The organism is Streptomyces scabichelini, from assembly GCF_011045015.1.
Taxonomy (GTDB): Bacteria; Actinomycetota; Actinomycetes; order Streptomycetales; family Streptomycetaceae; genus Streptomyces; species Streptomyces scabichelini.
In genome coordinates this window covers 16,237-39,334 of record NZ_JAAKZY010000088.1, presented here as the reverse complement: position 1 = coordinate 39,334, position 23,098 = coordinate 16,237, and the positions used below count along the sequence as shown (strand labels likewise).

Annotated in this window: 18 protein-coding genes; 12 read left to right on the top strand and 6 right to left on the bottom strand. The window is 70.9% G+C overall.

Annotated elements, in window-relative coordinates; all coding sequences use genetic code 11:
• Positions 1-1,653: sensor histidine kinase (locus tag G5C60_RS25980; protein WP_165263333.1), on the bottom strand; the 1,653-nt coding region annotated here is incomplete at its 3' end.
• Between the two features lie 165 nt (positions 1,654-1,818).
• On the opposite strand from G5C60_RS25980, the gene G5C60_RS25975 reads away from it, so the two are divergent.
• Positions 1,819-4,815: an FAD-binding and (Fe-S)-binding domain-containing protein gene (locus G5C60_RS25975; protein WP_165263332.1), complete on the top strand. Its 2,997-nt coding sequence runs from the start codon at positions 1,819-1,821 to the stop codon at positions 4,813-4,815.
• Here the strand turns inward: G5C60_RS25975 and G5C60_RS25970 are convergent.
• Together G5C60_RS25970 and G5C60_RS25965 are read right to left on the bottom strand one after the other, a co-directional pair.
• Positions 4,796-5,170 (bottom strand): PIN domain-containing protein, encoded by a 375-nt coding sequence (locus G5C60_RS25970; RefSeq protein WP_338145921.1) that lies wholly within the window; start codon positions 5,168-5,170, stop codon positions 4,796-4,798. The two genes, G5C60_RS25975 and G5C60_RS25970, sit on opposite strands and share 20 nt — an antisense overlap.
• Positions 5,167-5,424 (bottom strand): hypothetical protein, encoded by a 258-nt coding sequence (locus G5C60_RS25965; RefSeq protein ID WP_165263331.1) that lies wholly within the window; start codon positions 5,422-5,424, stop codon positions 5,167-5,169. Before G5C60_RS25965 ends, G5C60_RS25970 begins: the two co-directional genes overlap by 4 nt.
• 190 nt (positions 5,425-5,614) lie before the next feature.
• On the opposite strand from G5C60_RS25965, the gene G5C60_RS25960 reads away from it, so the two are divergent.
• A complete protein-coding gene (locus tag G5C60_RS25960) occupies positions 5,615-6,607 on the top strand; it encodes an EamA family transporter (protein ID WP_165263330.1) in 993 nt (330 codons plus the stop codon).
• A gap of 189 nt (positions 6,608-6,796) precedes the next feature.
• Here G5C60_RS25960 and G5C60_RS25955 read toward each other — a convergent pair whose 3' ends face one another.
• Complete coding sequence (locus G5C60_RS25955) at positions 6,797-7,768, bottom strand: SDR family NAD(P)-dependent oxidoreductase (RefSeq protein WP_165263329.1); 972 nt, start codon at positions 7,766-7,768, stop codon at positions 6,797-6,799.
• Positions 7,769-7,822: 54 nt separating this feature from the next.
• Between G5C60_RS25955 and G5C60_RS25950 the strand changes: the two genes are divergently transcribed.
• From G5C60_RS25950 to G5C60_RS25905, 10 genes are all read left to right on the top strand, one after another.
• Positions 7,823-8,245 carry a MerR family transcriptional regulator gene (locus G5C60_RS25950; protein WP_165263328.1) on the top strand — a complete coding sequence of 141 codons (423 nt, stop codon included), beginning with the start codon at positions 7,823-7,825 and terminating at the stop codon, positions 8,243-8,245.
• Between the two features lie 129 nt (positions 8,246-8,374).
• Complete coding sequence (locus G5C60_RS25945; protein ID WP_165263327.1) at positions 8,375-10,156, top strand: tetratricopeptide repeat protein; 1,782 nt, start codon at positions 8,375-8,377, stop codon at positions 10,154-10,156.
• Positions 10,157-10,313: 157 nt separating this feature from the next.
• Positions 10,314-11,111, top strand: coding sequence for a TIGR03084 family metal-binding protein (locus G5C60_RS25940; protein ID WP_165263326.1), 798 nt, complete (start codon positions 10,314-10,316; stop codon positions 11,109-11,111).
• Positions 11,108-12,847, top strand: coding sequence for an acyclic terpene utilization AtuA family protein (locus tag G5C60_RS25935; RefSeq protein WP_165263325.1), 1,740 nt, complete (start codon positions 11,108-11,110; stop codon positions 12,845-12,847). The genes G5C60_RS25940 and G5C60_RS25935 overlap by 4 nt, the downstream gene beginning before the upstream one ends.
• Positions 12,844-14,451 carry a carboxyl transferase domain-containing protein gene (locus G5C60_RS25930; protein WP_165263324.1) on the top strand — a complete coding sequence of 536 codons (1,608 nt, stop codon included), beginning with the start codon at positions 12,844-12,846 and terminating at the stop codon, positions 14,449-14,451. The genes G5C60_RS25935 and G5C60_RS25930 overlap by 4 nt, the downstream gene beginning before the upstream one ends.
• A gap of 44 nt (positions 14,452-14,495) precedes the next feature.
• Positions 14,496-16,364, top strand: coding sequence for an ATP-binding protein (locus G5C60_RS25925; protein WP_165263334.1), 1,869 nt, complete (start codon positions 14,496-14,498; stop codon positions 16,362-16,364).
• Between the two features lie 124 nt (positions 16,365-16,488).
• Positions 16,489-17,628: an acyl-CoA dehydrogenase family protein gene (locus tag G5C60_RS25920; RefSeq protein ID WP_165263323.1), complete on the top strand. Its 1,140-nt coding sequence runs from the start codon at positions 16,489-16,491 to the stop codon at positions 17,626-17,628.
• A gap of 61 nt (positions 17,629-17,689) precedes the next feature.
• Positions 17,690-19,264: a 4-coumarate--CoA ligase family protein gene (locus G5C60_RS25915; RefSeq protein WP_165263322.1), complete on the top strand. Its 1,575-nt coding sequence runs from the start codon at positions 17,690-17,692 to the stop codon at positions 19,262-19,264.
• On the top strand, positions 19,261-19,995 hold the full coding sequence (locus tag G5C60_RS25910; RefSeq protein WP_165263321.1) for an enoyl-CoA hydratase family protein: 735 nt from the start codon (positions 19,261-19,263) through the stop codon (positions 19,993-19,995). The genes G5C60_RS25915 and G5C60_RS25910 overlap by 4 nt, the downstream gene beginning before the upstream one ends.
• On the top strand, positions 19,983-20,591 hold the full coding sequence (locus G5C60_RS25905; RefSeq protein WP_165263320.1) for a TetR/AcrR family transcriptional regulator: 609 nt from the start codon (positions 19,983-19,985) through the stop codon (positions 20,589-20,591). Before G5C60_RS25910 ends, G5C60_RS25905 begins: the two co-directional genes overlap by 13 nt.
• A 47-nt stretch (positions 20,592-20,638) precedes the next feature.
• On the opposite strand, the gene G5C60_RS25900 is transcribed toward G5C60_RS25905, so the two are convergent.
• Positions 20,639-21,508: an alpha/beta fold hydrolase gene (locus tag G5C60_RS25900; protein WP_165263319.1), complete on the bottom strand. Its 870-nt coding sequence runs from the start codon at positions 21,506-21,508 to the stop codon at positions 20,639-20,641.
• Positions 21,509-22,193: 685 nt separating this feature from the next.
• Positions 22,194-22,886: an iron-dependent transcriptional repressor DtxR gene (locus G5C60_RS25895; protein WP_165263318.1), complete on the bottom strand. Its 693-nt coding sequence runs from the start codon at positions 22,884-22,886 to the stop codon at positions 22,194-22,196.
• Between the last annotated feature and the right edge of the window lie 212 nt (positions 22,887-23,098).

Sequence of the window (23,098 nt, the reverse complement as noted above, 5' to 3'; positions counted from 1 at the left end):
GGCGTGGGCGGAGGGTTGGGGAGGAGTGCTCGGCTCGGGGTCGGGTGTGGCGTCTTGTACGGCGTGATCGGGGGCGTCGGCTCGTACGGCCTCGTGCGCCGCAGTGCCCCGTACCGCCTGGCGGAAGCTGCTGAAGCGGGCGGCGCGGTTCCTGGCCTCGGCGGCGAGGGTGAGGCGTGGTTCGCGGGTGGCGGCGGCGTCGCGGGCGCGTTCGGATGCGGCTGCCGATGCGGCTGCCGCTTCGGCTTCGGCGAGGGTGCGGCCGCGGCGGCGCTTGGGGAGACCGCCGGTGTCGGCGCTGATGCTGTCACTGTCACTGTCGCCGGGGCGGTCCGGTGACTCGTGGGTGGGCACCGGCTCCGGGTCCAGGTCGGGGAGGGCGCGGGCGGCGGCGTACGACTTCTGGGACGGGGCGGCCTTGGCCTGATTCTGACCCTGACCCTGGACCTGCACCTGGGGCTCGGGCTTCGGGGCGGTCGGGTTCGCGAGGATGTCCTGGGGGATCAGGACGAGGACGCCCGTGCCGCCGCGCGCGGAGGGGCGGAAGGAGATCTTCAGGCCGTACTTGCGGGCGAGTCGGCCGACGACGGTGAGGCCGAGGCGGGTGCCGGTGAGGCCGCCGGGTCCGATGTCCTCGCCGGAGACGGCGCGTTCGGCGCGGTGCAGCTGGACCTCGCTCATGACCAGGCCCGCGTCCTCGACGGAGACGATGACGCCGGCCGGCACCTCCTCGACGTACACGTGCACTTCGGCGGTCGGCGGCGAGAAGTTCGCGGCGTTGTCGAGGAGTTCGGCGAGCGCGTGCATCACGCCTTCGGCGGCGTGCCCGGCGACCGCGGCCTCGCTGGCCGAGTGGACGCGGACGCGCTGGTAGCCGCCGATACGGCCCATCGCGCCGCGCAGGATCGACTCCATGAGGATCGGCCGCGCCCAGCGGCGGCCCGAGCGCGCGCCCGCGAGGACGGCGACGGAGTCGGCGAGCCGGCCCGCCTGCGCGGTGCGGTGGTCGAGGTGGAGGAGGTCGGCGAGTACGTCCTCGTCGGAGTGCTTCTCCTCCATGGCGCGCAGGTCGGCGAGCATGCTCGTGGCCAGGGCCTGCATACGGCCGGCCGCGTTGGCGGCCGTCGAGACGGCAGCGGCGCGCTCGGTCCTGGCCTGGCGCAGTTGCTCGGCCAGCCGGGCGTTCTCCGCGCCGAGCCGGGCGCGCTCCTGGTCGAGTTCGGCGGCCAGGCGGGCCTTTTCCCGGGTGAACTGCTCGGCCTGGCGTACGCGTTCACGGTCGAACTCGTCGGTGAGGCGGGTGTGTTCGCGGGTGGACTCCTCGGCGAACCGCGCCCGTTCCTGTAACAGCCGCCCGGCGTCGTCCGTGACCGCTTCGAGGCGGCGGCGCAGCAGACGGGACTTCTGTGTGGCGTGGCTCGCGAATGCGACGACCGCGCACAGCAGGAGGGCGGCCGCGCCCGCGCCGCACGCGAGGGGTACGCGTACCGAGTCGGGGGCCACGACGACTGCGCCGACGACGGCGAGTGCGGCCGGTACGGCGGTGATGAGCGGGGCGGTAGCGACGGTGCGCAGGGCGGGACGCTCGCCTCGGGGGTGCGCGAGGGACGGCCGATCTGTGGTGGGGCGCGCTGGGGTGATGGGCGCGGTCATGAATCGTGTCCTCGGTCGTGTCCTGGGCGGGAAGCGACACCTGGTGCTCAACTGGCCGTCACTATATGAGAGTTCGTGATCGTGATGGGAAGGTTCTGGAGTCGCCTTCACAAGTGGACTATGAATCGCACGACCACTGTCAGTGACGGGATGCATCCTGGGAACATGACGGATCTCGGGGAGCTTCGGGCCGGACGGGCGAGGGACGTGCACGCCGCGTTGGCGAAGGCCGTGCGCGGCGAGCTGGCGAAGGCGGTGCGCGGCGAGGTGGCCTTCGACGCGACCGCGCGGGCGCTGACCACCATGGACGCGTCCAACTACCGGCGCGTGCCGCTCGGCGTCGTGTCCCCGCGGGACGCCGACGACGTGGCGGCGGCGCTGTCCGTGTGCCGCGCGCGGGGTGTGCCGGTCGTGGCGCGCGGCGGCGGCACGTCGATCGCCGGGCAGGCGACCGGTACGGGTGTGGTCCTGGACTTCACGCGTCACATGAACCGGCTCGTGTCCCTGGACGTGGAGTCGCGGACGGCCGTCGTCCAGCCGGGACTCGTCCTTGACCGCCTCCAGGAGGCCGCCGCACCGCACGGCCTGCGCTTCGGCCCCGACCCCTCGACCCACAGCCGCTGCACGCTCGGCGGGATGATCGGGAACAACTCCTGTGGATCGCATTCGGTGGCGTGGGGGACGACGGCCGACAGTGTGCGCGAGCTGTCGGTGGTCACCGGCCGGGGTTCGCCGTCGACGCTGGGGCAGTCGTGGGCAGGCGCTCCCCAGGGGCTACGGGACTTGGCGGAACGGGAGTTGAGGCTGCTGCGCACCGGCTTCCCCGACCTGCCCCGCCGCATCTCCGGGTACGCCCTGGACGCCCTGCTCCCAGAGAAGGGCGCCGACGTTGCCCGTTCCTTCTGCGGCTCCGAGGGCACGCTGGGCGTCCTGACGGAGGCGGTCGTACGACTTGTCGAGGCCCCACGCGCGCGTGCGCTCGCCGTGCTGGCGTACGCGGACGAGAGCGCGGCGGCCTCGGCCGCGGCGGGTCTGCTGCCGTTCGGGCCGCTGACGGTGGAGGGGATGGCGGCCGATCTCGTACGGGCCGATGCGGGCCTGCCGAGGGGCGGGGCCTGGCTGTTCGTGGAGACGGGCGGTGACACGGCGACGGAGGCACGCGCGCGTGCGGACGCGATCGTGCGGGCGGCGGACGTCGTCGACTCCCTCGTGGTCACCGACCCGGCAGGCCAGCGCACCCTGTGGCGCATCCGGGAGGACGCGAGCGGCACGGCGACGCGTATGCCGGACGGCAGCGAGGCGTGGCCCGGCTGGGAGGACTGCGCGGTGCCTCCGGCCCGACTCGGCGCGTACTTGCGGGACTTCAGGGGTCTGCTGGCGGCTCACGGCTTGCGCGGGACGCCTTACGGGCACTTCGGGGACGGCTGCATTCACGTACGTATCGACTTCGATCTCCTTTCGCGTGAGGGTGTCGGCCGCTTCCGGCGCTTCTCGGAGGAGCTGGCGGAGCTGGTCGTGGCGCACGGCGGTTCGCTGTCGGGGGAGCACGGGGACGGGCAGGCACGGGCGGAACTCCTGCCGAAGATGTACGGCGAGGAACTGGTGGGCCTCTTCGAGCGCGCGAAGGCCGTCTGGGACCCGGACGACCTGCTCAACCCCGGAATACTGGTCCGCCCGGCCCCGCTCGACGCGAACCTGCGTTTTGCCGTGCTGCCGCGCGAGCCGGTGGACGTGGCCTTCGGCTACCCGCACGACGGCGGGGACTTCTCGGCGGCGGTGCGGCGGTGTGTGGGGGTGGCCAAGTGCCGCGACACGTCCGCGGGTCCGGGCGTCATGTGCCCCTCCTTCCGCGCGACGGGCGACGAGCAGCACTCCACACGCGGCCGTGCCCGCCTGCTGCACGAGATGCTCGCGGGCGAGGTGGTGACGGACGGCTGGCGCTCGGAGGAGGTACGGGAAGCCCTGGACCTGTGCCTCTCCTGCAAGGGCTGCCGGTCCGACTGCCCGGTCGAGGTCGACATGGCCACGTACAAGGCGGAGTTCCTGCACCACCACTACAAGGGTCGTCGACGCCCTGCCGCGCACTACGCGATGGGATGGCTGCCGTTGTGGCTCCACGCGATCGCCCGGACCCGCACCGCCTGGCTGGTCAACCTGCTCGCCTCGGTCGGCCCGTTGGCGTGGCTGGCCAAGCGGATGGGCGGGCTGGCGATGGAGCGGGAGATTCCCCGGCTGGCGCGGGAGCCGTTCAGCCGCTGGTTCCGGCGGAGGTTCCGGAAGGAGGGGCCGCTGGTGCTGGGAGCGTTGCGGGAGCGGGTCGTGGCCGAAGACGGCCCGACGGGTCGGGGCATTCCGAAAACGGTCCACCTCTGGTCGGACACCTTCACCGAGTACCTCTCGCCGTCCGTCGGGCAGGCCGCGGTGCGGGTGCTGGAAGCGGCGGGCATCTGGGTGCTCCCCACGCCCGCCATGAAGCTGAGGAAGTCGTCCGAGGGCGACTACGCATCACCCCGCCTGAACCCGTACGGGGTCCTCGGCGGCCGGGCCTGTTGCGGCCTGACGTACGTCTCGACAGGCCAACTGGACCACGCCCGCAAGGTGATGCGGCGCACGCTGGACCTGCTGGACCCACTCCTCGACCCCGAACTCCGTCCGGAGCCCTCGCCCATCGTGGTCCTGGAACCGAGCTGCGCCGCCGCCCTGCGCACGGACCTTCCCGAGCTGCTCCACGACGACCCGCGCGCGGCCCGCCTGGCCGGCCTGGTACTGACCTTCGCGGAGGCCCTGGAGCGCTACGCCGCCCCTCACTGGACCCCACCCCGACTCGACCGCCCGGTCGCCGGCCAGACTCACTGCCACCAGCACGCGGTACTCGGCGAAGCGGCGGAGCGCCGCCTGCGTGAGGCGGTGGGCCTGAAGGGGGACCTCGCGGGTGGCTGCTGCGGCCTGGCGGGCAACTTCGGCTTCGAGAAGGGCCACTACGAGGTGTCGGTGGCGTGCGCGGAGGAGCAACTGCTTCCGTCGGTGCGGGAGGCACCGGCCGAGGCGGTGGTCCTGGCGGACGGCTTCTCGTGCCGCACGCAGCTCGCGCAACTGGCGGGCGTGCGGGGGCGGCACCTGGCGGAGGTGCTTGCGGAGGGGCTCAGGGATTCAGGTCGATGAACCGCTGACCTTGCCAGCGGTCCGGGGCGACCGTGGCGACGAACGCGCCGTCGGGACGTTCCGGGGTGGGGCGGGCCACGTATCGGGTGTGGGCCGCGGCCCAGGTGCCCTCGGCCGCGATGGCCAGGGCCGAGGACAGGTCGAGGTCGAGGAGGGTGATGCCGGCGAGGCCGGCGATGTGTTCGGCCGTGCCGCGCCGAGCGCGGTCGGCCTCCACGAGGGCGCAGGTGGGGGCGTAAAGGAACCAGCCCTGCTCGTGCGAGGCCCGGTGAATCAGGCGTGAGGCCAGGATGCTGCCTCGGCCTGCCGCCACCATCGCTGTGTCGTCCAGGATCACGTGAATGGCATCGCTCACCGGGCGCCCGCCTCGGTCATGCGGCGGTCGAGCTCGGCATCGAGACGCGTCTCCTCCGCCGGGGTCGGGTCGTAACCGTTCCACTCGCGCAGCATCTCGCGGGTTCGCTCGGCCCTCTCCGCCCGCTCGGCGGGAGTAAGGAGCGACCCGGCGAGGTGGGCGAGATAGGCGCGCAGGGACATGCCTTCGCCTGCTGCTATGGCGGCGAGCCGGTCGCGTGCCTCGGCGGGGATGCGGATGTTCGCGTCAGTCATGGCGGCCTCCATGCCGTCAGGGTACGGGTGCGTACCCGTATCCATGCAGTCTTGCACCCAGTATGGGCGACCCTTCGAACAGGTGATCCTTGACGCCGCTCGTAAGCTGCCAAATGCGTTTACGCTCCTTGCGTAGTGCATTACTCTGTACGTCTAAGTGCAGCACACTGAACAGTTTCGATCTTTCTGGATGGCCCTCGTGAACCTCCCCCGCGCAGACCGGTCCCCGTCGGCCGATGCGGCCGCAGGTGCCGCCGCCCAGCCGGAGGCGGCGCAGCCGGAGGCCGTCGCGGCGCCCGGCGTTCCGGGTCGGCGGGGGCGGGGATGGGGGTCCCTCGGGCCCGTCGGGCTGGTGCTCGCCGGAGGCGTGTCCGTTCAGTTCGGTGGGGCGCTCGCCGTGAGTCTGATGCCGCGGGCCGGGGCGCTCGGGGTCGTGACCCTGCGGCTCGTGGTCGCCGCGGTCGTGCTGCTCGTGATCTGCCGGCCCAGCCTGCGCGGGCATTCGCGGGCCGACTGGGGGACCGTCGTCGCCTTCGGCGTCACCATGGCCGCGATGAACGGCCTCTTCTACCAGTCGGTGGCCCGTATCCCGCTCGGCCCCGCCGTCACCCTCGAAGTGCTCGGGCCTCTCGCCCTCTCCGTGCTGGCCTCCCGCCGCGCGATCAACTTCGTCTGGGCCGGCCTCGCCCTCGCGGGCGTCTTCCTCCTCGGCGGCGGAGGCTTCAGCAGTCTCGATCCGGTCGGCGTCGCGTTCGCCCTGTCCGCCGGGGCGATGTGGGCGGCGTACATCATCTTCAGCGCACGTACGGGCCGCCGCTTCCCCCAGGCCGACGGCCTCGCGCTGGCGATGGCGGTCGCGGCGGTGGTCTTCCTGCCCCTGGGTCTCGTCGAATCCGGACCCAGGCTCCTCGACCCGGCCACGATCGCCCTGGGCGCCGCCGTGGCCGTCCTCTCCTCCGTCCTCCCGTACACCCTCGAACTCCTCGCCCTCCGCCGCCTCCCCGCCTCCACCTTCGCGATCATGATGAGCCTGGAACCGGCCGTCGCCGCGGTCGCCGGTTTCCTCGTCCTCAGCCAGACCCTGACGCTGGCGGAGTCCCTCGCGATCGGCCTGGTCATCGCGGCGAGCATGGGTGCGGTGCGGACTCAGGTGGGGCGCGGGAAGGCGCAGAGTCCCGGCTGACGCCGAGGTCTTCTCCCAGCCGGCTTGTAGGAGGGCTGGACGTTGGTGGCACTGGCCCTTGAGCCGTGCCTGCGGCGGCAGCGGAGCGCCGGGTGTGCTGGTCGGGGTTTGCCGCCGCGCGGTCGAAGGGTGCTCGTATCGCGGCGAGTGCCGCGGTGGCGCACAGTTCGGCGCCTGCAGGGTACGGGGTCATCGGGCGATGGGGGTGGCGCCGGTCGCTGCGATGGACAGGTCCCAGAGCCGTGCGGCCGCACCGGCGTCGATGGCGTATTCGCGGACGCCGCCATCGTCCATGGGCTGGGCGGGGGCGGAGACACGCGCGACGTCGCAGTCTTCGAGGTAGAGCCCGCCGCGGCCGTCGAGGAGTGGAGACGTGGCTGCCCACAGACCGGTGGCGGCACCCTGGGAGGGTGTTTTGAAGCCGGTGCCGATCACGTTGCCGTGCTCGTCCACCCATCCGCGGTCGATCTGCTCCTGGAGTGGCATCTCTCGCTGGAGACCAGTAATGATTTTGCCCGGGTGGAGAGCGAATGACCGGACACCGTCGTTGCGTCCGAGGGCATCAAGCTGTACGGCGAACAGGACGTTGGCGGTCTTGGCCTGGCCGTAGGCCAGCCACTTGTCGTAGCCGGTGCGAAAGTGCGGGTCGTCCCAGCGGATGTCGGTCAGGACGTGTCCGGCGGAGCTGTTGACGACGACGCGCGCACCGTCCGCTGCGGCCAGGAGGGGGTAGAGCTCGCAGACGAGGGTGAAGTGTCCGAGGTGGTTGGCAGCGAGCTGGCCTTCCCAGCCGGGTCCGACGCGGCGCTCCGGCGTGGCCATGACGCCCGCGATGGCCATCAGGAGGTCGAGCCGGTCAATGGTGTCGCTGATCCGTGCGGCGGCGGCGTGCACACTGCCGGGATCGGCCAGGTCCATGGGGATGACCTCGCAGCCTTCCACATCCGCGAGCGCAGTCCGGGCGATGTCGGGCCGGCGTGCCGGAACGATGACGTGGGCCCCGGCGGCTGCCAGGCTCCGGGTGGTTTCCAGACCGAGTCCGGAGTAGCCCCCGGTCACGACGGCGGTCGCGCCGGAGAGGTCGAGGCCGGTCATGACGTCCTCGGCGGTGCTGGCTGCGGAGTAGGGCGAGCCGAGCGGCTGCTGATCAGTAGTGGTCATGCGCTGACGCTACGATCTAGAGCGAGGTCTAGATCAAGTCGTAGGCTGGGCGGCATGACGACTACCGAGGCGCGTGAGGCCACACTGAGCATCGGTGAAGTGGCCGAGCGGACCGGGCTCAGCGTGCACGCATTGCGCTTCTACGAGCGTGAGGGCCTGCTGGTCGGACCGGTCCAACGCACCACGGGAGGACGGCGGCGCTACAGCAGTTTTGACGTCGACTGGCTGTTGATCTGCGTCAAGCTCCGGGAATCCGGTATGTCGCTGGCCGACCTCAAGCGGTTCGCAGAGCTGGTGCGACACGGCGCGGGCAACGAGGCGGAACGCCTGCAGCTCCTCGACGCCCACCGACAGCGCGTCGACGCGCAGATCAAGGCGCTGGAGGAGTGCCGTTCCGTCATTGCCTGGAAGGTCGGCGTCTACGCCGAGCACCTCGCTCGTGGTGAGGCCGGCGGGCTCTGGGACCCGACAGCCTGAAGCAGAGACGGACATCCCTGGCCTTGTAGGACGTGCCGCTGCGGACATGACGAACCAGAACCACCGGTTCCGAGAGCGCAATCGGCGCACAGGAGCGGCCGGCACGCACGACATGGGGGGCATGCGCGGGTGAACGCACACGGCAATGAGATCAGCGGCGGCGTACAGCACGCCCCGATCCTCCAAGGCCGTGATTTCACCGGCCCCATCACGATCACCACGGCTGGAGCGGCATTACCTGCCCACCTTCAGGACCCCAACAGCTGGCCCACGCCCGGCAGTTGGGACGCCCTGTCGGCGGGCGCCCATCGCTCGCGTCCCGACGCCGACGGAAACGCCGTACCGCCCTATATCCCCCGCGACATCGACGCGGACCTGCGCCGCCGCCTCGCCGAGGCCGCCACGTCGGGCGGTTTGGTACTGCTCGTCGGTGACTCCACGGCCGGAAAGACCCGCGCCGCATACGAGGCGCTCAAGAATGTCCTGCCCGACCACCGGGTGGTCGCCCCGGACGGCGGACGGGACCTGCTCGCCGTAGTCGACGTCATCGCCCGCTCCGGGGCGCGCTGCGTCGTCTGGCTGGACGACATGGAACGGTACGTGACGCCCGAGGGGCTGAGCCCTGCCCTCTTCACGGAACTCGTCCGTCTGCGCGTTCCGGTCCTCGCCACCCTGCGCATACGGCAGTACGAGACCCTCGTCGCGCGGGACCGCGAGGACCGCACGGACGCCGCGGCACGCATTCTGCGCATGGCGCATCCCGTCGAGGTCGGGCGCATCTGGAGCACCGATGAACTCCGCCGCGCCGAACGCTGCGCCGACGAGCGGATCGAGGACGCCGTCGCTCATCACGGCGTGCACGGCATCGCGGAATACCTGGCCGCAGGCCCCGCCCTCCTCCAGGAGTGGAACCACGCTTCACGCGTCGGCGGGCATCCACGCGGCGCCGCCCTGGTCTCCGCCGCCGTGGCACTAGCCCGTACTGGCCTCTCAGCCCCGTACGCGATTCCCCTCCTCGCCGAGCTGCACGAGGGGCTGCTCGCCGCTGCCGGCGGCCACTCCCTGCGCCCGGAGCCCTTCGGCGAGGCGCTGACCTGGGCGTCCCGCGTCCGCCACGGCGCCACGAGCCTGCTCGTGCCCGCCTCCGACACCACGTACATGCCTTTCGACTACCTGGTCGACCACGCCACGGTCAGGATCTCGAGGGAGATGTGGGACGAAGTGTGGGAGGTGAGCCTGGCACATGCAGCCGATGACAGCGAGCGCCTGGTCATCGGCTTCCACGCCGAGGACGCGGGAGCCATGGACGTGGCCGAGCAGGCTTGGCGACCGCTCGTCGAGGAGGGCCATCCGCAGGCGATGTACGCACTGGGGACGCTACTGACAAACCTCACACCCGGGTCAGAGGAGGCCGAGCGGCTGCTGCAACGCGCGGCGGACGCGGGAGAGGTCTACGCGATGAGCAATTACGGACGTCTCCTGGCGAACAAAGGGCTTACTGACGAGGCGGAGGCGCTGTACCGGCGTGCCGCGGACGCCGGGATGGACTTCGCCGCGTTCCAGCTCGGCGCCCTGCAGGCGGAGCTGGGCCGATTCGACGAGGCCGAGCGCAACCTCCGCAAGGCGATCGAGTCGCCCGACTTCCCAGAAGGCGCCATCGGGTTCGCTGCGTCCGACTTGGCGTGGGTGCTGGAGGAGACGGGGCGGACGGAGGAGGCCATATCGATGTACGTGCTCGGCTTTGGGTACGGCAACCGCGGGCCTCTGCGCAGGCTGTATGACCTGCCTCTGACATCTGAGCACCTCGACGAGCTCGAGCAGATGTATCGCAGGATGGCGTCGGCGGGCTACGCCGACCACTTCGGCGACCTGGCCGTCTTCCTGCGGGCCAAAGGCCGCGCACAGGACTGACTCGAAGGCCTTGGGCGCGACGGCGAAGGATCCACACTTTGCCATCCGTCACCTGTCGTCGAAAAATTTCCAAGCACGCTTGCTTGTTTTTGCGAGCGCTGCCATGCTCCAGGACACACCGCGCCGCACATCGCCGTCCCCCGGAGGGGAGCGCCCCGTGTCCGACCCGACGCCCGTACTCGACGACCTGCGCGAGGAGAGCGACGAACTCGACCGGATCGTCAGGGAGTTGAGCGAGGAAGAGTGGGCGCGCGCCACGCCCGCGCCCGGCTGGAGCGTCGCCCACCAGATCGCGCACCTCGCCTGGACCGACCGGGCCGCGCTGCTCGCCGTCACCGACGCCGAGGCGTTCGCGACGTACGGGGAGAAGGCCCTCGCCTCACCGGACACCTTCGTCGACGAGGGGGCCGAGGAGGACGCCGCGCTGCCGCCCGCCGAGCTCCTGGCGCGGTGGCGGCAGAGCCGGGCGGTCCTTCAGGTCGCGCTGCGGGCGGCACTGCCGGGCGCACGTTTCGCCTGGTTCGGGCCGCCGATGTCCACCGCCTCCATGGCCACCGCGCGAATCATGGAAACCTGGGCCCACGGGCAGGACATCGCCGACACGCTCGGCGTCGTACGCACCCCCACCGCCCGGCTCCGCCACATCGCCCGCATCGGCGTCCGGGCGCGCGACTTCGCCTTCGCCGTACGGGGGTTGAGCGCGCCCGAGGAGGAGTTCCGCGTCGAGCTCGTCGCGCCGTCGGGGGACGACGTATGGGCGTACGGCCCTGAGGACGCACCCCAGCGCGTCACCGGGCCCGCGTTCGACTTCTGCCTCCTCGTCACCCGGCGGGCCCACCGCGCCGACCTCGCCGTACGGGCCGAAGGGCCGGACGCCGACCGGTGGCTGGACATCGCCCAGGCCTTCGCGGGACCGCCGGGCGCGGGACGCGAACCGAAGGAGGCCGCCGGATGAGCCCGCAAGCACCCCGCGAACAGGCCCCGGAAAAGCACCCGCCCCTCCGCATCGGCAACGCCTCCGGCTTCTACGGCGACCGCTTCGACGCGATGCGCGAGATGCTCACCGGCGGCCCCCTGGACGTCCTCACCGGCGACTACCTGGCCGAGATGACCATGCTGATCCTGGGCCGGGACCGGCTCAAGGATCCGAAACAGGGCTACGCGAAGACCTTCCTGGGGCAACTGGAGGAGTGCCTGGGTCTTGCGCACGAGCGAGGCGTACGCATCGTCGCCAACGCCGGTGGCCTCAACCCCGCAGGACTCGCCGAGAAAGTACGGGAGTTGGCCGACCGCCTCGGCCTCCCCGTCCACGTCGCGCACGTCGAAGGCGACGACCTCACCGCCCGGTACTCCGGCAACCTCGCCGCCCACGCCTACCTCGGCGGCTTCGGGATCGCCGCCTGTCTGCGGGAGGGCGCCGATGTCGTCGTCACCGGGCGGGTGACGGACGCCGCGCTGGTCACGGGGCCCGCTGCCGCCCACTTCGGCTGGGAGCCGGGGGACTACGACCGGCTCGCGGGTGCCGTCGTCGCCGGGCATGTGCTGGAGTGCGGCACCCAGGCCACCGGCGGCAACTACGCGTTCTTCGCCGACCACCACCGGAGCGTCTTCCTCCACCCCGGCTTCCCGCTCGCCGAACTCCACGAAGACGGTTCGAGCGTCATCACCAAGCACGACGGCAGCGGCGGCGTCGTGGACCTCGGCACGGTCACCGCGCAGCTCCTGTACGAGACGGGCGGCGCCCGGTACGCGGGACCCGACGTCACCGCCCGGCTCGACTCCGTACGGCTCACCCAGGACGGCCCCGATCGCATACGCATCGACGGCGTACGCGGCGAGCCCCCGCCGCCCACCCTCAAGGTCGGCCTCAGCCGCCTCGGCGGCTTCCGCAACGAAGTCGTCTTCGTCCTCACGGGACTTGAGATCGAGCGGAAGGCGGAACTCGTACGGGACCAGATGGAAGCCGCGCTCTCCGCAGCCAAGTCCCGTCCCGCCGAGGTGAGTTGGGAGACCGCTCGCACCGACCACCCCGACGCCCCGACCGAGGAGACCGCGAGCGCGCTGCTCCGGCTCGTGGTGCGGGACACCGACCCGGACGTGGTGGGCCGCACGCTGAGCGGGGCCGCGGTCGAGCTGGCGCTGGCCAGTTACCCAGGCTTTCACGTCACGGCTCCGCCGGGGAAGGGCAGTCCGTACGGGGTCTTCGAGGCGGCGTACGTCGACCAGGGCGCCGTCGAGCACACGGCCGTGCTGCACGACGGCAGCCGCGTACGCATCGATCCGCCGGCCCTTACGCGCGCTCTGAAGAATCCCGACGATGCTGGACAGCCGCCGCTGCCCGAGCCGTTGCCCGAGGGGCGGGTGCGGCGGGCGCCGCTCGGGCGCGTCGCGGGTGCCCGCAGCGGCGACAAGGGGGGTGACGCGAACGTCGGGATCTGGGTCGCCACCGACGACGCCTGGCGCTGGCTCGCGCACACCCTCACCGTCGACTGTCTCCGTGAACTTCTCCCGGAAACCGCCGACTTGACCGTCGTACGCCATGTACTGCCCAACCTCCGCGCCCTGAACTTCGTCGTCGAAGGGCTCCTCGGCGAGGGTGTCGCCTCCCAGGCCCGTTTCGACCCGCAGGCCAAGGCCCTCGGCGAATGGCTGCGCTCCCGCCACCTGGACATTCCGGAGGTACTCCTGTGACCGTTCTGGCGACCGCGCTCGACACCGCGGGACCCGACTACACGGCCAACCGCGAAGCCATGCTCGCCAAGCTCGCCGAACTCGACGCCGAGCACGCGAAGGCCCTCGCGGGCGGCGGCGAGAAGTACGTCGCCAGGCACCGGAAGCGCGGCAAGCTCCTCGCCCGCGAGCGCATCGAGCTGCTGCTCGACCCGGACACGCCCTTCCTGGAACTCAGCCCGCTGGCCGCGTGGGGGAGCACCTCCCCCGAGTACACCGTCGGCGCCTCGCTCGTCACCGGGATCGGTGTCGTCGAGGGTGTGGAGTGCCTGATCACCGCGAACGATCCGACCGTACGCGGCGGCGCCAGCAACCCCTGGAGCCTGAAGAAGGCCCTGCGGGCCAATGACATCGCCCTCACCAACCGGCTGCCGTGCATCAGCCTCGTCGAGTCCGGCGGCGCCGACCTGCCCTCCCAGAAGGAGATCTTCATCCCTGGGGGCGCGATCTTCCGCGACCTCACCCGGCTGTCCGCCGCCGGCATCCCGACCGTGGCGGTCGTCTTCGGGAACTCCACCGCCGGAGGCGCGTACATCCCCGGCATGTCCGACCACGTGATCATGGTCAAGGAGAGGGCGAAGGTGTTCCTCGGCGGGCCGCCCCTCGTGAAGATGGCCACCGGTGAGGAGAGCGACGACGAGTCCCTGGGCGGCGCCGAGATGCACGCGCGCGTGTCGGGTCTCGCGGACCACTTCGCGGTCGACGAACCCGACGCGATCAGACAGGCGCGCCGTGTGGTCGCGCGCCTCAACCACCGCAAGGCGTACGACGATCCCGGGCCCGCCGCGCCCCCCAAGTACGACGAGGACGAGCTCCTGGGGATCGTCCCCGGCGACCTGAAGGTGCCCTTCGACCCCCGAGAGGTCATCGCCCGCATCGTCGACGGCTCCGACTTCGACGAGTTCAAGCCGCTCTACGGGACGAGCCTCACGACCGGATGGGCGACCCTCCACGGCTACCCGGTGGGCGTGCTGGCCAACGCCCAGGGTGTCCTCTTCAGCGAGGAGTCCCAGAAGGCCGCCCAGTTCATCCAGCTCGCCAACCAGCGCGACATCCCGCTGCTGTTCCTGCACAACACCACCGGCTACATGGTCGGCAAGGAGTACGAACAGGGCGGCATCATCAAGCACGGCGCGATGATGATCAACGCGGTGTCCAACTCGAAAGTCCCCCACCTCTCCGTGCTCATGGGGGCTTCGTACGGAGCCGGTCACTACGGCATGTGCGGGCGGGCGTACGACCCTCGCTTCCTGTTCGCCTGGCCCAGCGCCAAGTCGGCCGTCATGGGGCCTCAGCAGCTCGCCGGCGTCCTGTCGATCGTGGCCCGGCAGTCGGCCGCCGCGAAGGGGCAGCCGTACGACGAGGAGGGCGACGCGGCGCTGCGCGCCATGGTGGAGCAGCAGATCGAGTCGGAGTCCCTGCCGATGTTCCTGTCCGGGCGGCTGTACGACGACGGGGTCATCGACCCGCGCGACACCCGCACCGTCCTCGGCCTGTGCCTGTCCGCGATCCACACGGCGCCCTACGAGGGCGCGCGCGGTGGCTTCGGCGTCTTCCGGATGTGACGGCCATGACGGATGCGACGGTCATGACGGATGTGAGGGATTCCGTGATTAAGAGTGTGCTGGTCGCCAACCGGGGCGAGATCGCCTGCCGTGTCTTCCGCACGTGCCGTGAGTCGGGAATCCGAACCGTCGCCGTGTACTCGGACGCCGACGAAAACGCCCTCCACGCGCGCGTGGCCGACGCGGCGGTACGCCTCCCGGGCGCGGCGCCCTCGGAGACGTATCTGCGCGGTGAGCTGATCGTGAAGGCGGCACTGAGCGCGGGCGCGGACGCCGTGCACCCCGGGTACGGCTTCCTCTCCGAGAACGCCGACTTCGCGCGGGCGGTCCTCGACGCGGGCCTCGTCTGGATCGGACCCCCGCCCGAAACGATCGAGGCGATGGCCTCCAAGACGCGCGCGAAGGAGCTGATGGGGCTCGCTCCGTTGACCGAGGTCAAGGAGGACGACCTGCCCGTGCTGGTGAAGGCCGCCGCGGGCGGAGGCGGGCGCGGCATGCGTGTCGTACACCGACTCGCCGACCTGGACGGCGAGTTGGCGGCCGCGCGCGCCGAGGCCCTGAGCGCCTTCGGAGACGGCGAGGTCTTCGTCGAGCCCTACGTGGAGGGCGGCCGGCACGTCGAGGTGCAGATCCTCGCCGACGCGCACGGCACCGTATGGGCGCTCGGCACCCGCGACTGCTCCCTCCAGCGCCGCCACCAGAAGGTGATCGAGGAGGCCCCTGCGCCGGGTCTGACATCCGAACTGACCGACTCCTTGTACGCGATGGCCGTACGAGCCGCCCGTGCGGTCGACTACGTGGGCGCGGGCACGGTCGAGTTCCTGGTCGCCGACGATCCTGCGGCCGACCCTGTGACCGGGGCCAAGGCGCACTTCCTGGAGATGAACACCCGTCTCCAGGTCGAACACCCCGTCACGGAGGCGGTGTTCGGCATCGACCTCGTCGCCCTCCAGATCCGTGTCGCCGAGGGCATCCCCCTCGAAAAGGACCCTCCACGCGCGCGTGGCCACGCGATCGAGGCCCGCCTCTACGCGGAGGACCCGGCGGGCGGCTGGACCCCGCAGACCGGCACCCTGCACCGCCTCACCGTCCCGGAGGTCCGCCTGGACACGGGCTACTCCGACGGCGACGAGATCGGCGTCCACTACGACCCGATGCTCGCCAAGGCCGTCGCATACGCCCCCACGCGCGCGGAGGCTCTGCGGAAACTGGCGGGCGCCCTGGAGAAGGCGGCGATCCACGGCCCGGTCACCAACCGAGACCTCCTCGTACGATCCCTCAGGCACCCGGAGTTCGCGACGGCCCGCATGGACACGGGCTTCTACGACCGGCACCTGACCGAACTCGCGACGCCCACACCAGACCCGTACGCACCCTTGGCGGCCGCCCTCGCGGACGCGCACGGACGGTCCCGCTTCGGAGGCTGGCGCAACCTGCCGTCACAGCCGCAGACCAAGCGGTACCTGATGGACGGCGTCGAGCACGAGGTCCACTACCGGCACGCCCGGGAGGGCCTGACCGCCGACGGGGTACGGGTCCTGCACACGGCCGCCGACCTGGTCGTACTCGAAGTGGCCGGCGTACGGCGGCGCTTCGAGGTCAGCCGCTACGGCGACGAGGTGCACGTGAACACCACCGCGCTGACGGCCCTGCCCCGCTTCCCCGACCCCACGGCCCAGCAGGAGCCGGGCTCCCTGCTGGCCCCCATGCCGGGCACGGTCGTACGGGTCGCCGAGGGCCTCACCGAGGGATCCCTTGTGCGGGCAGGAGAGCCCCTCATCTGGCTGGAGGCAATGAAGATGGAACACAAGATCTCCGCCCCGGCCTCGGGCACGCTGACGGCCTTTCATGCGGCGCCTGGCCAGCAGGTCGAGGTCGGTGCGTTGCTGGCAGTAGTCCAAAACGTCACGTGAGGGGACGCGCCCCTTTAGGGGCGCGGGGCTGTGTCGATCATGCGGCTCCGCCGCGTGGGCGCGACCAGCCCCAACGAATCCGCACCCTCCATACAACCGCTCCCGCCTCCCCCTTAGGAGCCTCATGAGCCCCGTCATAGAGACCGAAGAACACAAGGCCCTCCGAACCGCCGTAGCAGCCCTCGGCAAACGCCACGGCCGCAACCACGCACCCGACGAACTCTGGTCCGAGACAGCCAAGCTCGGCTACCTAGGCGTGAACCTCCCCGAGGAGTACGGCGGCGGAGGCGGCGGCATAGCCGAACTCTCCATCGTCCTGGAGGAGTTGGGCGCCGCAGGCTGCCCCCTCCTCATGATGATCGTGTCGCCCGCGATCTGCGGAACGGTCATCGCCCGCTTCGGCACAGACGCCCAAAAACAGGAATGGCTACCAGGCCTGGCCGACGGCACCCGCATCATGGCCTTCGGCATCACCGAACCGGACGCGGGCTCCAACAGCCACCGCATCACCACCACAGCCCGCCGCGACCCGGCCGGAGGCGGCTGGATCCTCACCGGCCGCAAGGTGTTCATCTCCGGAGTGGACATCGCCGACGCCACCCTCATCGTGGGCCGCACGGAGGACGCGAAGACCGGGCGGCTCAAGCCCTGCCTGTTCATGGTCCCGCGAGACGCGCCCAGCTTCGAGCGCCGCCGCATCGACATGGAACTCCAAGGCGCGGAAAAGCAGTTCGAGCTCACCCTCGACGACGTACGGCTGCCCGCCGACGCGCTCGTCGGCGACGAGGACGCCGGTCTCCTTCAGCTCTTCGCCGGCCTCAACCCGGAGCGCGTCATGACGGCCGCGTTCGCGATCGGCATGGGCCGCTACGCGGTCTCCAGGGCGGTCGAATACGCCCGCGAGCGCACCGTCTGGAAGGAACCCATAGGCGCCCACCAGGCGATCGCACACCCTCTCGCGCAGGCACACATCGACCTCGAACTCGCCCGCCTGATGATGCAGAAGGCCGCCGCCCTGTACGACGCGGGCGACGACACCGCCGCCGGAGAGGCCGCCAACATGGCGAAGTACGCGGCCGGCGAGGCCTGCGTGAAAGCCGTCGACCAGGCCGTGCACACCCTCGGCGGCAACGGCCTCACGCGCGAGTTCGGGCTCGCCTCGTTGATAACGGCCGCGCGCGTGGCTCGTATAGCGCCGGTCAGCCGCGAGATGATTCTCAACTACGTCTCCCACCAGACCCTGGGCCTGCCCAAGTCCTACTGAAGAGTCCTACTGAAGCCGCTGAAGCCGTACCGACCAGCACACCGGTGTGCGAGGAGGAACCATGTTCCGCAGCGAGTACGCAGACGTCCCGGCCGTCGAAGCACCCATCCACGAGGCAGTACTGGGCCGCGCCGCCGAACGCGGCGACATGCCGGCCCTCATCGACGGCGTGGAGGGCACGACCCTCACGTACGCCCAACTGGACACGTTCCACCGGCGGATCGCCGCCGCGCTCGCCGACGCCGGCGTCCGCAAGGGGGACGTACTGGCCCTGCACAGCCCGAACACCATCGCCTACCCGGCCGCGTTCTTCGCCGCCACGCGTGCGGGTGCGTCGGTCACGACCGTCCATCCGCTCTCCACGGCCGAGGAGTTCGGCAGGCAGCTGCGGGACTGCGCCGCCCGCTGGATCGTCACCGTGTCGCCCCTCCTGGAGACGGCACGTGCGGCGGCCGAACTCGCGGGCGGCATACAGGAGATCTTCGTCTGCGACCAGGCCGAAGGGCACCGCTCGCTGCTCGACATGATCGGCTCCACGGCCCCCGAGCCCGACGTCGACATCAACCCCGTAGAGGACGTCGCGGCCCTCCCGTACTCCTCGGGCACGACCGGCATCCCCAAGGGCGTGATGCTCACCCACCGGTCCATCGCCACCAACCTGGCGCAGCTCTACCCCTGCCTGCCGATGGCCCCCGGCGACCGCATCCTCGCCGTGCTGCCGTTTTTCCACATCTACGGGCTCACCGCTCTCATGAACGCACCCCTGAGGAACGGCGCCACGGTCGTCGTGCTGCCCCGCTTCGACCTCGACACATTCCTGGGAGCCATCGAAAAGCACCGCATCACCGGCCTGTACGTGGCCCCGCCGATCGTCCTCGCCCTCGCCAAGCACCCGGCCGTCGAGGGGTACGACCTGTCGTCCCTGAAGTACATCGTCAGCGCGGCGGCACCCCTGGACGCCGAACTGGCGGCGGCCTGTTCGCGCAGGCTGGGGCTGCCGCCCGTCGGCCAGGCGTACGGCATGACGGAACTCTCGCCCGGCACCCACGCGGTGCCCCTCGACTGCGAAAACCCGCCCCCTGGAAGCGTCGGAAAACTCATCGCCGGCACGGAGATGCGCATCCTCTCTCTGGACGACCCCTCAAAGGACGTCGGCGTGGGCGAGCGCGGCGAGGTCGCGATCCGCGGCCCCCAGGTCATGAAGGGCTACCTGGGACGCCCCGAAGCCACCACCGCGCTGATCGACGAGGACGGCTGGCTGCACACCGGAGACATCGGCCACGTCGACGCCGAGGGCTGGCTGTACATCGTCGACCGCGTCAAGGAACTGATCAAGTACAAGGGCTTCCAGGTGGCCCCGGCCGAACTCGAGGCCCTCCTGCTGACGCACCCCGGCATCGCCGACGCCGCCGTCATCGGGGTCTACGACGCCGACAACAACGAAGTCCCGCACGCCTACGTAGTGCGCCTGCCGACGGCCGTCGACCTCACCGAAGGTGAGGTCATCCAATACGTCGCCGAACGTGTCGCCCCGTACAAGAAGATCCGGCACGTCGACTTCATCGACGGCGTGCCCAGGGCCGTCTCCGGGAAAATCCTGCGACGCGAACTGCGCGAACTGAGGGAGCGCGCATGACCCTCGTGCAGCGCTCGCACGAGCGCGGCATCACCACCCTCACCCTCGACTCGCCGGCCAACCGCAACGCCCTGTCGGCCGCCCTCGTGGCCGAACTGGCGGACGCCCTGAAGCAGTGCGGCAAGGACCGCGACGTACGCGCCGTCGTCCTCACCCACACCGGGAACACGTTCTGCGCGGGCGCCGACCTGCGCTACCCTCCGCAACCCAAAGCGCTCGTCCGGCTGCTGAAGCAGATCATCGAGCTGCGCAAACCCGTCGTGGCCCGGATCACCGGGCACGTACGGGCGGGCGGCCTGGGCCTGCTCGGCGCCTGCGACATCGCAGTCGCCTCCGCCGAGGCCACCTTCGCCTTCACGGAGGTACGCATCGGCGTCGCGCCCGCCGTCATCTCCCTGCCCCTCCTGCCCCGCACCGACCCGCGCGCCCTGGCCCGCTACTACCTCACCGGCGAGGACTTCGGATCGGCCGAAGCGGCGCGCATCGGCCTGCTGACGGCCGCAGGCAGCGACGTCGACGAGGTGCTCGAACCCGTCCTCGACGGCCTGCGCCGGGCCTCCCCGCAGGGACTCCGGGAGACGAAACGGCTGCTCACGGCTAAGGTGCTGGAGTCCTTCCACCAGGACGCCGGCGAACTGGCCGGGCTCTCGGCCCGGCTGTTCGCCTCCGCCGACGCCCGCGAAGGAATGACGGCCTTCCTCGAACGACGGGATCCCCCATGGGTGCTGTGAACGCCGCGCCGCTTGCCGAACGCGTGCCCAAACAGGACCGCAGCCGGGCCACCCGACAGCGGCTCCTCGAAGCCGCCGTCGCCTGCCTCGCCGAGCACGGCTGGGCAGGCTCCACGGTCTCCGTCGTCGCCGAACGCGCCGGCGTCTCACGAGGCGCCGCCCAACACCACTTCCCGACCCGGGAGGACCTCTTCACGGCAGCGGTCGAGTACGTCGCCGAACAGCGCTCCACCGCCCTGCGCGCCCTCTTCCCCGACGGCCCCGCGGACCGCCGCGCCGTGGTCTGCGCCCTGGTCGACCTCTACACGGGCCCGCTGTTCCGCGCCGCCCTCCACCTCTGGGTCGCCGCCTCCAACGAGGACCAGCTCCGCCCCCGCGTCACCGAACTGGAGGCCCGCGTCGGCCGCGAGACCCACCACATCGCCGTGGACCTGCTCGGCGCCGACGAAACCCGCCCGGGCGTCCGCGAAACGGTCCAGGGCCTCCTCGACATGGCCCGCGGCCTCGGCCTCGCGAACCTGCTCACGGACGACGGACCGCGACGCGAGCGCGTGGTCGCGCAGTGGGCGGAGATCCTGGACGACGTACTGTCCTGACCACCCAGGGCCCCGACCCGCTGTCCACGGCACCCCTCAGCGGAGCGTTACGGCGCCCCCGGCGGAGCGAGCCCGTCCAGGAACGGCTCGATCGCCCCCCGCCAAGCCTCCGGCTGGTCGTAATGCACGAGGTGGCCGGCGTCGGCGACCTCCGCGTACTGGCCGTGGGGCAGGACCCGGACCATCTCCTGGGACTCGGCGCGGCCGAGTTCGCCGTCGAGGCCGCGTACGACGAGGGTGGGGCAGCGGACCTGCGCCAGCTCCTCCCAGTGCGCGTCGTACACCCATGTCGCGCGGGATTTGAGCATCTGGTCGGACTCGAAGACGGGGCGCCAGCCGTCGTCGGACTCGGCCATGACCTCGGCGTAGAACTCGCCACGGGACGGGTTCGGGCGCTCCACCCAGGGGTCGTCCTCACCGAACCACTTGCGGACGTCGGCGAGTGTGGCGAACGGGACGGGCCAGGACTTGAACCACTCCTCCCACTCGCGCTGCGAGGCCGTGCCGAGCGCGGAGGCCCGCATGTCGCAGACGATCAGGCCGCGGACGAGGTCGGGGCGTTTGGCGGCGAGCTGCCAGGCGGTCAGCGCGCCCATGGAGTGGCCGATCAGGACGGCCGGGGCGAGACCGAGCTGTTCGAGTGCGGCCTCGGTGTCGTCGACGTACGCCTCACGTGTGTAGGGCCCCTCGGGCGGCTTGTCGCTCTTGCCGTGGCCGCGCTGGTCGAGCGCGACGGCGCGATGCCGCTCGGAGAGCCAGCGGGCGGTGGACGCCCAGTGCGAGGCGCGGCCCATGAGGCCGTGCAGTAACAGCACGCCGGGTGCCCGCTCGATCTCCCCGGTCTTGGGAGGATCGGCGAACTCCCACGCGGCGAGGCGTACGCCGTCCGCTCCGGTCACGTCGATGCGCCGCACCATACGTTGGCACCCCCCTTGATCCGCTCGGCCCGCCCGTCCCGCACGCGCCGGCCGTTTCGCTCGTACTAGCTCGTCGTGCCGCTGCTCCTGCTGGTTGTTGCCGCTGGTTGTGCCTGCTGCTTGTTCCTGCGTTCCCTGCGATGGTTCCGTCACTCATACGCTATCGAATACGCGTTCGAAAGACAGGTCTCTCGGGGGTAACACCCCTCGTTCGAGTGACCACTCTCAAGGATTGATCGCCGCCGCCGAGGGGAGATCTCCAACGGGAGGCGGGCCGCTCGGGGAAGACGGTCCGAAGGGGATGACCCTGAGAGCTCGGGGCTCCGGGTCAGCACAGGGGAGGACAGGCCCCGGCGCCGCAGGGCGCCGGGGCCCTCGAACATTTCGCGGTGCATATGCCTCCCCCTCCTCCCAGGGACAGACTTACACGCAACCCATCAACGCGCTGCGATTCGGAACAGTCAAACTGCACAGTCAACTGCCCACAAAGAAAGACATGTTGGCAATCGGGTCATCGATGGCTTCGATGAGCATGTTGCATCCGGCCACTTCAGTGGCACAGGTGATGGACCGGGCCCCCACACCCCCGGGATCGGCGCCCCGGGCAACCGCCCCACGCCGGAGTCACGCCTTCGGCCGACTCCTACGAGGGGGTTGGAACCCTAGCGCGCCCGATCACTCCGCGTCAGCGCTTCGCTACGAAAACATGCGAGGCGACGTCCGACTCCAGTTCAGCGGCCTCGCCACCGCTGCCCACCAGGACGCCGCCCGCGGACTCCGTCACGCTGACCACCGATCCGGGCTGCACGCCGGCCCGCCGCAGCGTGTACATCAGCTGCGCGTCCGTCTGGATGGGCTCGCCGATCCGGCGCACGACGACCGTCTTGCCGTCGCTGCCCGGGTCCAGGTCGGCCAGCGAGACCATGCCCGCGTCCAGGAACGGGTCCGCGCCGTCCTTCTCGCCCAGCTCCTCCAGGCCCGGGATCGGATTCCCGTACGGCGACTCGGTCGGGTGGCGCAGCAGCTCCAGGACGCGGCGCTCGACCGCCTCGCTCATCACGTGCTCCCAGCGGCAGGCTTCGGCGTGCACCTGCTCCCACTCAAGGCCGATCACGTCGACGAGCAGGCACTCCGCGAGGCGGTGCTTGCGCATCACGCGCGTGGCCAGCCGGCGGCCCTCCTCCGTGAGCTCGAGGTGCCGGTCGCTGGCGACCGCCACCAGGCCGTCGCGCTCCATCCGCGCCACCGTCTGGCTGACCGTCGGCCCGCTCTGGTCGAGCCGCTCGGCGATCCGGGCACGCATGGGGACCACACCTTCCTCTTCCAGCTCGAGGATGGTGCGGAGATACATCTCCGTGGTGTCGATCAGTCCGGACATACGTGCCCCTTGATGAGATCTGCCGGAGGCTGAGTGGCTCACCGGCGTGTGCGCTGGCCCTGACATCAATTCTGACGCATCCCACTGACAACCGTGCCGCTCGGACGAAACCATGCGGTTACGAGTGCCTCAGCGGCGGTGGCTACGAGGTGCGGCCGCCCTCAGTGGCCGTTCAACAGCCTGTGTCAACAGCCCGTATTGACCCCGTATTG